General features: G+C 59.4%; 1 protein-coding gene and 1 pseudogene. Both read left to right on the plus strand.

Annotated features, from left to right (window positions below; translation table 11 throughout):
- A pseudogene (locus ACLD7X_RS16820) lies at nt 1–192 on the plus strand (hypothetical protein); the annotation flags it as partial.
- 184 nt (nt 193–376) lie between these two features.
- Nucleotides 377–1327, plus strand: a 951-nt coding sequence (locus ACLD7X_RS16825) for a hypothetical protein (RefSeq protein ID WP_425625416.1), incomplete at its 3' end; no start/stop codon positions are given.

Genomic DNA, 1327 nt, shown 5'->3' on the forward strand with positions numbered 1-1327 from the left:
CATATCAGCTACGAACTCACCGCCTACCTCCGGGATGCCAACACCTACCGTCAGAGCCTCTCCCAGCTGCATGGCGCCCTGCAGGACCGCTTTGCCGAAGCTGGGGTGGAGATCCTCTCGCCCGGATATCACGCCGTGCGCGATGGCAATGCCAGCACGGTCCCTGAGGTGGCAGCATCTGGACATGGCTGAGATGCCATCCGGGGCAAGCACAAGCTCCGCATCGTTGTCTCCAACCACCGAAATCAAGGCTCCGTAAAGCTCCTTTCCTCTCGATTCCAGCATGCGACCTCCTCTGGCGTTCTCCGCTCTCCGTGGTGCTGTGCGCACCAGGCTGGCGCCGCGATTGATCACGATCGCTCTGGCACTGATCACCTTGCTCCTGATCCTGCCGTCACCCACCAGAGCCGAAGATCCGCAGGCATGTTCGCCTACTCCCAGCTTCGTGAAGCTGGATGGCCGCAACGTGATCGAGTTGCGCTCTGTTCCAGGGGCTCAGAATCTACAGGAGGCTGCGCGGCGTGCTTCAAAACAGCTTCTCGAGCTGGCTGAAGACCGCAGTATCGCCCCTGAGCAGGTGGTGCTCAAGGATTCCCACCCCTTCGTGCTGATTGGTGTCCAGAAAGAGGGACAGGAATTCAAACAGCTTGGCGCCTTCGATGACCGGATGGCAGCCTGCTTTGATATCAATCGCGAGGCGTTGGCCAAGCGCAGCCAAACCAAGATCCGGGATGCGATCGTTCGCTACCGAGACATTCACAGCACCCGCTCATGGCTGAAGGGAACGGGCCTCGCGGCTGCCGTGTTGCTGTTCTATGTCCTGTTGCTCAAGACCCTGGGATACCTGAACAGTCGTGCCCAGGGATGGATTGCTGGCCGACAACGCTTTTATCTTCAATCCCTCAAGAGACTTGGCGTCAAAGAACTGGTCGAGCCAGATCAGATCCGAGGAACGCTGCAGAACTTTCGCCTCATTCTTTACTGGCTGCTGATCCTGGTGCTGAGCTATCTGCTCATCCCGCTGCTGCTCAGCCTCTTCCCCCCAACCCAGGGAATTGCGGAGGGGCTGCGGGCTCAGCTGCGCAGTGTCTTTCTCGGAGCGATGCGCGGTGTAGTGGGAGCGATCCCCAATATCCTCTCCATCGCGATCATCCTGGGGATCACTATTGTCGCCATACGCATCAGCAATGGGGTGTTTGACGCCCTCAGGCTGGGTCGCCTGAGGATTCCAGGCTTCTATCGGGAGTGGGCCAGGCCGACCTCAAGGTTGGTGGGAATCCTGCTCACGCTGGTGGGTCTTGTGAGTGCCTTCCCCTACATCCCTGGC

Source organism: Aphanothece microscopica RSMan92 (genome assembly GCF_046613545.2).
In the GTDB taxonomy this organism is placed as follows: domain Bacteria; phylum Cyanobacteriota; class Cyanobacteriia; order PCC-6307; family Cyanobiaceae; genus NIES-981.